Raw genomic sequence first — 9,498 nt, forward strand, 5'->3', positions numbered from 1 at the left:
CGCGGCGTGGCCCTGCCTCAAAGTGGTTCTGCAGCCCCGCAAAATCGTTGCGGGGCGGCCATTTGCAATTTGGCAGCAACGCGGTTGATTGCGCGCCATGTGGCCCTTGAGCGGCGCCGAGCCGGCCTCGCGCCGCATTGCGGACGTAAATATGCACAGTCTCGGCAGCGCATTGCCGCCAAGAAGTGTAATATTCCGATAGATCACAATGGAATGGTTGCATTTACGTTAGGGCAACATGATACTGGCCGCATGAGGCAGGTCGCCGCTGATGAGGGGCTGGTTTCGACGGAAATTTGTACTCCCGAACCTCGGTTGCCCCGTTTTCTCGGGGGGGCGGCGTAAGTCTCATGAGACAACCGGTGACCCGCTCAGCCGGAGCTAGTGAGTTATATAAGTGGTTTCGCTTTTTAACTGATTTTTAGGGAGATTTACATGAAACGGACAATGTTGACGGCCGTCGTCGTCAGTTCCGCGATGGCTCTGGGCTCGGCGGCCTGGGCGCAAGACGATGCTGCGGCCAAGCCGAACATCCTCGTGATCTTCGGCGACGACATCGGCCAGACCAACCTTTCGACCTATAGTTTCGGCCTGATGGGCTATACCACGCCGAACATCGACCGGATCGCGTCCGAGGGTGCGAAATTCACCGACTACTATGCCGAGCAGAGCTGCACCGCCGGTCGTTCGACCTTCATCACCGGCCAGTCGACACTGCGCACCGGCCTGTCGAAGGTGGGGCTTCCGGGCGCCAACGCCGGCCTGCAGGACAAGGACGTGACGCTGGCCTCGGCGCTCAAGGACCTGGGCTATGCCACCGGCCAGTTCGGCAAGAACCACATGGGCGACCGGGACGAATTCCTGCCCACTGCGCACGGCTTCGACGAGTTCTTCGGCAACCTCTACCACCTCAACGCCGAGGAAGAGCCCGAGCAGTTCAACTATCCCCAGGACCCGGAATTCCGCGAGCGCTTCGGCCCGCGCGGGGTGCTGCATTCCTACGCCGACGGCGAGATCGAGGACACCGGCCCGCTCACCCGCAAGCGCATGGAAACCGTGGACGAGGAGACCGCCGCCGGGGCGATCGACTTCATGAAGCGCGCGGTGGAATCGAACACGCCGTTCTTCACCTGGTACAACACCACCCGGATGCACTACAAAACCCACGTGCGCGATGAGAACCGCAGCGAGCCGGGGCTGACCGCACGGACCGAATATGCCGACGGCATGATCGAGAATGACGGCGTCATCGGCGAGGTTCTGGACGCGCTCGACGAACTCGGCGTCGCCGACAACACCATCGTCATCTACACCACCGACAACGGGCCACACCAAAACACCTGGCCGGATGCCGGCACCACGCCGTTCCGCTCCGAAAAGAACACCAACTGGGAAGGCGCCTACCGCGTCCCCGCGCTCATCCGCTGGCCCGGCATGATCGAGCCCGGCACCGTCTACACCGAGATGTTCTCGGGCCTCGACTGGTTCCCGACGATCATGGCCGCCGTCGGCGACACCGACATCAAGCAGCGCTTGCTCTCCGGCACGACGATCGACGGCAAGGAGTACAAGAACTACCTCGATGGCTATAACCAGCTCGACTACCTCACCGGGGCATCGGACGAGGGGGCGCGCGACGAGTTCTTCTACATCAACGACGATGGCGAAGTGGTCGGCCTGCGCTACGAGAACTGGAAGGTCGTCTTCAAGGAGCAGCGCGTGAAGGGCACCATGGCGGTCTGGGCCGAACCCTTTACCCAGCTGCGCGTGCCCAAGCTGTTCGATCTGCGTGCCGACCCCTACGAGCGGGCCGACATCACCTCGAACACCTATTGGGACTGGGTGAGCGACCACGCCTATCTCGTCGCCCCGGCGTCGCAGGAAGTCGCCAAGTTCTTCGAGACCTTCAAGGAGTTCCCGCCCTCGCAGCGGCCGGACAGCTTCTCGATCGACCAGATCCAGGAAGACCTGAACGCCAGCCTCGCGAACATGGGCAGCAACTGATCCAGCTGCTCCCGTCTCGGGCCGGCGCAGGCCGCCGCCCCGACCATTATTCTATTTTCCGATTGTTACTGGCGTGCTGACGAACACAGACGCCCGCCCTCGAAGGGGATACACCCATGCCCGACCCGCACGCGCCCTGCGCCGCCGCTCTCGCCGCGCTCTGGCTTGCCGCCCCCGCCTTCGCCGATCCGCTGCCTTCGTGGAACGACACCGGCGCCAAGTCTGCGATCATCGAATTTGTCGAGGCGGTGACCGATCCAGCCTCGGACGACTACGTCACCCCCGAGGACCGCATCGCCGCCTTCGACAATGATGGCACGCTCTGGACCGAGCAGCCGGTCTATTTCCAGGCGCTCTACGCGCTCGACGTGCTGCAGGAAAAGGCCAAGGTCGATCCCGATATCCTCACCACCGACGCGCTGAAGGCCGGCGCCAAGGGCGACGTCGGCGGCGTTCTCGCCACCGGCATGGACGGGCTGCTCGAGGTGATCAACGTCTCGCATTCCGGGCTTACCGTCGACGAGTTTCAGGCCGATGCGCGCGACTGGCTCACGAGCTACACCCATCCGACGACAAAAAAACTTTACGTAGAAATGGTTTACCAGCCGATGCTCGAGCTTCTGAGCTACCTGCGCGACGAAGGGTTCAGCACCTATATCGTCTCGGGCGGCGGCATCGATTTCATCCGCGCCTTCTCCGAAGACACCTATGGCATCCCGCCGTGGCAGGTGGTCGGCACCGAGGGCAACACCTCCTTCGAGGTGGTCGACGGGCTTCCGATGCTGACCAAGAACGGCGGCGTCACCTTCATCGACGACAAGGAGGGCAAGCCGGTCGGCATCATCCGCCACATCGGCCGCAAGCCGATCTTTGCCGCGGGCAATTCCGACGGTGATTTCGCCATGCTGCAATACACCACCTCGGGCGAGGGGCCGAGCTTTGGCCTGCTGGTGCATCACACCGACGCGGCGCGCGAGTTTGCCTATGACCGCGACGGCCATATCGGCACGCTGAACCGCGGCCTCGACGAAGGCCCGGGCTTTGGCTGGACCATCGTCGACATGGCGCAGGACTGGGCCAAGGTGTTCCCCACCGACTGAGTTGCGTGGAAAGGTAAGGACGGTATGGAAGGCATGACCCAAAGCGGCACGCGGGCGCAGATCGACAGCCTGCGCGCCCGCATGGGCGAGGCGATCATTGGCCAGCGCGAGGTGATCGAGCGGCTGCTGATCGGGCTTCTCGCCAATGGCAACCTGCTGGTCGAGGGGCTGCCGGGCCTCGCCAAGACCCGCGCCATCAAGGCGCTTGCCCGCAACCTCGAATGCGATTTCAGCCGCATCCAGTTCACCCCCGACCTGCTGCCCTCGGATGTCACCGGCACCGAGGTCTACTACCAGGGCGAGGGCGGCGGCGAGTTCCGCTTCGAGGCCGGGCCGATCTTTGCCAACCTCGTGCTGGCCGACGAGATCAACCGCGCCCCGGCCAAGGTGCAGGCGGCGCTGCTCGAGGCGATGGAAGAGCGGCAGGTGACCGTGGCGGGCACCACCCACAAGATGGAGCCGCTCTTCATGGTCATGGCGACGCAGAACCCCATCGAGCAGGAAGGCACCTATCCGCTGCCCGAGGCGCAGATGGACCGGTTCCTCATGCATGTGAACATCACCTATCCGCCGGTCGAGGACGAGGTCGAGGTGATCCGCCTCGTGCGCGGCGAGGAGATCGCCGCGCAGGGGGGCGCCGGGAAAGGCGCTGCCGACGCGCCGCTTCCGATCCCGCAGGAGGCGGTCTTCGCAGCCCGCCGCGAGATCGCCGCCTTGCGCGTGGCGCCCGAGATGGAGCGCTACATCGCCGATCTGGTCAACGCCACCCGCGTGCCCGCCGAATTCGGTGACGACCTCAAGCGCTGGATCGAGGTCGGGGCCAGCCCGCGCGCCTCGCTGGCGCTCGACAAATGCGGGCGCACCCACGCCTGGCTCGCGGGGCGCGACTATGTCGACCCCGAGGACATCCGCGCCGTGGTGCCCGATGTGCTGCGCCACCGGCTGGGCCTGTCGTACGAAGCGCAGGGCGAGGGCGTCAGCCCCGATGCCGTGGTGGCCGAGATCGTCCGGCAGGTGGCGCTGCCCTGAGGAGGCAAGATGAAGGACCGCGCCGCCCGCATCCGCACCGGCACCCTGGGCAAGGCCCCGCAGGTCTTGGATGATCCGCGCATTCATACCGATCTGGCCTACCTGCGCAGCCTCGAAGGTCCGGCGCGCGGCCTCAGCTTCCTGCCGCGCCAGCCGGCGCAGTCGGTGCTGAACGGCCGTCACGCGTCGCGCTTGCGCGGCCGCGGGCTCAACTTCGAGGAGCTGCGCGACTACTTGCCCGGCGATGACATCCGCGCCATCGACTGGAAGGTCACCGCCCGCACCGGCAAGCCGCACGTCCGGGTGATGACCGAGGAGCGCGACCGCCCGGCGCTGATCGTCGTCGACCAGCGCATGTCGATGTTCTTCGGTACCCGGCGCGCGATGAAATCGGTCACCGCCGCCGAGGCCGCCGCGATGACCGCCTTCCGCATCCTCGACCAGGGCGACCGGGTGGGGGGCATCGTCTTTGGCGACGAGATGATCGCCGAGGTCCGCCCGCAGCGCAGCCGCGCCGCGCTCAACCGCTTCCTCACCGCGCTGGCCGAGGCCAACACACAGCTGCATGCCGAGGCGCCCAACGTCGCGCCGATCGGCCTGACGCAGGTGCTGCGCGCGGTCGCCCGAATTGTCAGCCGCAATCACCTCATCATCGTGCTGAGCGACTTCGACGGCATCGACGCCGAGACCGATCGCATCGTCTCGGGCCTTGCGCGCCACAACGATCTCATCCTCGTGCCGGTGACCGACCCCAGCGCGGGCGAGATCCCGGCGGGGCTGAAGCTCATCGTCACCGACGGAGCACTGCAGGCCGAGATCGACACGGCCGCGCCCGGCACCCGCAAGGGGCTGATCGAGATGTCGAAGGGGCGGCTGGCGGATGTGCTCGACTGGCAGCGGCGCTTCGGCGTGGCGATCCTGCCGCTCTCTGCCGGGGAGGAAACGCTGCCGCAGATGCGACGGCTGCTGGGGCTCGGGCCGCGATGAACGAGGAGGGAGCGGAAACCGAAAGCCTCGTGGGCCTGATCGATCAGCTGATCGAGCCGGTTCCGCCCGCGCCGGTGCCGCTGGTGCCGCAGACATGGGGCTGGGTGGCGCTGGCGGTGCTGTTCGCGGCGCTCGCCCTCTGGGGGCTCTGGCTCGGCCACCGCCGCCGCGTGGCGAATGCCTATCGCCGCGCCGCGCTGGCCGAATTGGACCGGGCCAGCACCACTGCCGAGCTCGCCGCTGTCCTTCGCCGCGCCGCGCTCGCCGCCTTTCCGCGCGCCGAGGTGGCCTCGCTCACCGGGGCCGACTGGACGAATTTCCTGTCGCGCACCGCGAGGAGCCGCTTTCCCGACACCGCTGGCGAAGAGCTGCGCCGCGCGCCCTACCGCGAGCCGGGGGCGGCCCCGTCGCCCGAGCTGCGCCGCGCCGCCGAGCACTGGCTGAAGACCCATCGCGCCGCACCCGCCCCGCGCGCGCGGGAGCAGGCGGCATGATCTCGCTCGCCGCGCCGTGGATGCTGCTTTTGCTGCCGCTGCCGCTGCTCGTGCGCTGGCTGGTCCCGCCGCACCGCGAGCGCGAAAGCGCGCTGCGCTTCCCGTTCTTCCGGCGCATGGCCGAGGCGGCGGGGGCCGAGCCGCGCGCCGGGGCGGTGATCCTGTCGCGCCCGGTGATCTCGGCGATCACCGCCGGGCTCTGCTGGGCGCTGCTGGTGCTGGCGCTGGCCCGGCCCGAGCGGGTCGGCGCGCCGATCACCATCGAAAAGGCGGCGCGCGACGTGGTGCTGGCGATCGACATTTCGGGGTCGATGGACGCCAAGGATTTCGCCACGCCGGACGGCACGCGGATCCAGCGCCTCGCCGGGGTGCGGCAGGTGGTGGGCGATTTTGTCGCCGGGCGCGACGGCGACCGCATGGCGCTGATCGTCTTCGGCACCGCGGCCTACCTGCAGGCGCCGCTCACCGATGATCTGACCACGATCACCGAGTTGCTCGGCACCACCGAGGTCGGCATGGCCGGGCCGCACACCGCGCTTGGTGATGCCATCGGCCTTTCGATCCGCACCTTCGAGGCCAGCGACATCGACCAGCGGCTGCTGATCCTGCTGTCGGACGGTTCGGACACTGCCAGCCGGATGAGCCCGGTCAACGCCGCCGAGATCGCCGCCGATCGGGGTGTCGAGATCTTCACCATCGGCGTCGGCGATCCCGAGGCCACCGGCGAGAACCGGGTTGACCTCGCCACGCTGCAGACCATCGCCACGCGCACCGGGGGGCAGTACTTCTTTGCCGAGGACGCCGCCGCGCTGGAGGCGGTCTACGCCCGCATCGACGCGCTTGCCCCGCGCGAGACCGAGACGCTGTCCTTCCGACCGCGCCGTTCGCTGTCCTGGGTGCCCATGGGGCTGGCGGCGCTGCTCGGGCTGGGCGCGGTGCTCTGGCTGCAGCTGCGCGGACGCCGCAGACAGGCACGGGCGGCGCGACAGGCGGAGGAGGCGGCATGACCGAGCTGCCGATCTTCCTCGAGGCCTTTCACTTCCTGCGCCCGCTCTGGCTGCTGCTGGTGCCGCTGATCGTGCTTGTCTGGTGGTGGGTGCGCCGCCCGGTCCAGCGCGGCGCGAGGCTGGCCGAGGGGATCGCCCCGCACCTGCGCGAGGCGCTGACGGTGGGGCGGGCGCAGCGCCGGCGCGTCCTGCCGATTGACAGCACCGCGGCGATCCTCCTCCTTGCCGCGCTCGGGGCCGCGGGGCCGAGCTGGTCGCGCCAGCCTGACCCCTTTGCCGCGCAATCGGCCCCCGCGGTGATCGTGCTCGCGGTGACGACGGGCATGGAGCAGACCGATCTCGCCCCGTCGCGCCTCGAGCGCGGCAAGCAGAAGATCCGCGACTTCCTCGACCTGCGCGCCGGGGCGCGCACCGCGCTGGTCGCCTATGCGGGCACTGCCCATGTGGTGCTGCCGATGACCGAGGACGCGCAGGTCATGGTGCCCTATCTCGAGGGGCTGAGCCCCGAGGTCATGCCGCGCGAAGGCGCGGTGGCGGGCGAGGCGCTGGCGTTGGCCGCGGCGATGCTGGCCGAGGAGACCGCGCCGGGGGGCATCCTCTTTGTCACTGACAGTCTGGACCCCGCCGACGTGGCGCCGCTCAATGCCAGCGCGGCACCGCTCGCGGTGCTCTCGATGCGGCCGGAGGGCAGCCGCGACCGGGGGCTTGATGCGCTCTCGGCGCCGGTGGTCGAGGCCACGCCCGATCCGTCGGATATCCGCAGGCTCGACGGGCTGCTCAACGCGGCCTACCGGCGTGCGCAACTCGATGACGTGGACCAGCCCTGGGAGGACCGGGCGCATTGGCTGGCCTGGCCCGCCGCGCTGATCCTGCTGCTGAGCTTCCGGCGGGGCTGGACAATGCGGTGGGCGGCGATCGCCGGGCTGACGCTGCTGCTCACGCCGCAGGGCGCGCGGGCCGAAGGGATCGCCGACTGGTTTCTGACGCCGGACCAGCAGGGGCGCATCGCTTTTGAGAACAAGCACTACGAACGCGCGGCCGAGCTTTTTGTCGATCCGCTTTGGCGTGGCTATGCGCTTTACCGGGACGGGCAATATGACGATGCCGTGCTGGTGCTGGACCGGGTCGAGACGGCTGAGGCGGCCTTCCTTCAGGGCGTGGCGCAGATCAAGGGGCGGCACTACCGCGACGGCGTGCGGGCCCTCGAGACGGCGCTGGCGCGCGATCCGGACTATCCCGGCGCGGCGGAGAACCTCGAGACCGCGCAGCGCATCGTCGCCTATGTCGAGGCAGCGCAGCTCGCCTCGGACACCGGCGAGGACCAGGGGATCGGGGCGGATGAGGAGGTTTACGACAACGAGAGCGGGCAGGGCGAGGAGACGCTGCGCGAGGCTGCGGACGCGGGAGGTGGCGGGTTGCTGACCGCCGATCAATGGATGAACACCGTCAACACGCGGACCGAGGACTTCCTGCGGATGCGCTTCGCGCTCGAGGCGGCACAGCCGCCTCAAGATGGCGATGAGGCGGCACAGCCGTCTCAAGATGGCGATGCGGCGGCACAGCCGTCTCAAGATGGCGATGAGGCGGCACAGCCGTCTCAAGATGGCGATGCGGCGGCACAGCCGTCTCAAGATGGCGATGCGGCGGCACAGCCGTCTCAAGATGGCGATGCGGCGGCACAGCCTGCGGCTCCGGCGCCCACGGAGGGTGGACAATGATCCGGGTCCTCTGCGTGCTCGTCCTGCTTTTGCCGCTGCCGCTCAGGGCGCAGGAGTCCGAGGACATGCCGCAGCTCATCGTCGACTTCCCCGAGACCGAGGCGATCCCCGGTCAGCCGCTCAGCCTGCGGCTGACCGTGCTGGTCCCGAGCTTCATGCCAAGGCCCCCGGTCTGGCCGAGCCTCGAAGCGCCGAACCTGCTGGTGCGCCTGCCGTCCCGTTCGACCAACCCGGTGTCGGAGCGGATCGGCGGCGAGACCTGGGCGGGCATCTCGCGGCACTATCGCATCTCGCCGATGGTGCCCGGGCAGGTGGTGCTGCCGCCGCAGGAGGTGCTTGTGACCTGGCAGGACATGGGCGCGGGCGAGGCGCGGCAGGTGACGCTGACCACCGGGCCGATTGCCTTTTCCGGGGTGGTGCCGGACGGGGCCGAAGGGCTCGATCCTTTTATCGCCGCCTCCGAGCTGTCGCTCACGCAGCAGATCGAGGGCGAGCCCGGCACGATGGTGCCCGGCGACAGCCTCAAGCGGCAAGTGACGGTCGCGGTGACGGGTGTGTCGCCGATGTTCCTGCCAGGGCTGCTGGCGGCCGTGGATTTGCCGGGCGTTGCGACCTACCCGGACGAGCCACGGCTGTCCGAGAGTGACGACCGGGGCGCGCTCAGCGGCACGCGGGTCGAAAGCGTGACCTATCTCGCCGAGGCGGGCGGCGGGGGGGCGCTGCCGGAGGTGCGGCTCGAGTGGTATGATACCGACGACGGGGTGGTGAAGACCGCCTCGGCGCCCGGGCTCGAGCTGCGGATCGACGGCCCGCCGCCGGGGCGGAGCGCGCCGCTCGATCCAGCGCGCCTCGCGCTGCTGGCAGGGGGCGCCCTGCTGGCCCTGGGGCTGCTCTGGTGCGGGCTGCGCGTCCTGTTGCCGGCTTTGTCGCGGCGGCGGGCCGAGCGGCGCGCGCGCGTGCTGGCCTCCGAAGGCCATGCCTGGCGGGCGTTGATGCGGGTGATCGCGGCGCGCGACCATGTCGCACTGCGCCCTGCGCTCGATCTCTGGGCCGGGCGCGTGGAGGGGCCGGACCCGCGCCGCGCCGCGCCGGTCGAGGCGGCGCTGCTGGCGCTGGGGGCGCAGCGCTATCGCGGGCAGGAGACCGGGGCGGGGGACAC

The 9,498-nt window shown here is 68.8% G+C and carries 8 protein-coding genes; all 8 read left to right on the plus strand.

All coding sequences use genetic code 11. The features are described 5' to 3' along the window. Positions 1-435: 435 nt before the first annotated feature. On the plus strand, positions 436-2,004 hold the full coding sequence (locus G0Q01_RS17805; RefSeq protein WP_203595063.1) for an arylsulfatase: 1,569 nt from the start codon (positions 436-438) through the stop codon (positions 2,002-2,004). Positions 2,005-2,120: 116 nt separating this feature from the next. Next, the gene (locus tag G0Q01_RS17810; protein WP_164195351.1) at positions 2,121-3,104 is read left to right on the plus strand and encodes an HAD family phosphatase; all 984 of its coding nucleotides are present in this window, start codon (positions 2,121-2,123) and stop codon (positions 3,102-3,104) included. A 24-nt stretch (positions 3,105-3,128) separates the two neighbouring features. Then, the gene (locus tag G0Q01_RS17815; RefSeq protein ID WP_164195349.1) at positions 3,129-4,133 is read left to right on the plus strand and encodes a MoxR family ATPase; all 1,005 of its coding nucleotides are present in this window, start codon (positions 3,129-3,131) and stop codon (positions 4,131-4,133) included. A gap of 9 nt (positions 4,134-4,142) precedes the next feature. Then, entirely contained in the window at positions 4,143-5,120 is a 978-nt protein-coding gene (locus tag G0Q01_RS17820) for a DUF58 domain-containing protein (protein ID WP_164195346.1), read from the plus strand. Next, a complete protein-coding gene (locus tag G0Q01_RS17825) occupies positions 5,117-5,614 on the plus strand; it encodes a DUF4381 domain-containing protein (protein WP_164195344.1) in 498 nt (165 codons plus the stop codon). Before G0Q01_RS17820 ends, G0Q01_RS17825 begins: the two co-directional genes overlap by 4 nt. Next, on the plus strand, positions 5,611-6,621 hold the full coding sequence (locus G0Q01_RS17830) for a VWA domain-containing protein (RefSeq protein WP_164195342.1): 1,011 nt from the start codon (positions 5,611-5,613) through the stop codon (positions 6,619-6,621). The genes G0Q01_RS17825 and G0Q01_RS17830 overlap by 4 nt, the downstream gene beginning before the upstream one ends. Further along, positions 6,618-8,339 (plus strand): VWA domain-containing protein, encoded by a 1,722-nt coding sequence (locus G0Q01_RS17835; RefSeq protein WP_164213680.1) that lies wholly within the window; start codon positions 6,618-6,620, stop codon positions 8,337-8,339. Before G0Q01_RS17830 ends, G0Q01_RS17835 begins: the two co-directional genes overlap by 4 nt. Continuing rightward, positions 8,336-9,498: BatD family protein (locus G0Q01_RS17840; protein ID WP_164213681.1), on the plus strand; the 1,163-nt coding region annotated here is incomplete at its 3' end. The genes G0Q01_RS17835 and G0Q01_RS17840, both read left to right, overlap by 4 nt.

The sequence above is a fragment of the Salipiger sp. PrR007 genome, assembly GCF_010499845.1.
Taxonomy (GTDB): domain Bacteria; phylum Pseudomonadota; class Alphaproteobacteria; order Rhodobacterales; family Rhodobacteraceae; genus Salipiger; species Salipiger pacificus_A.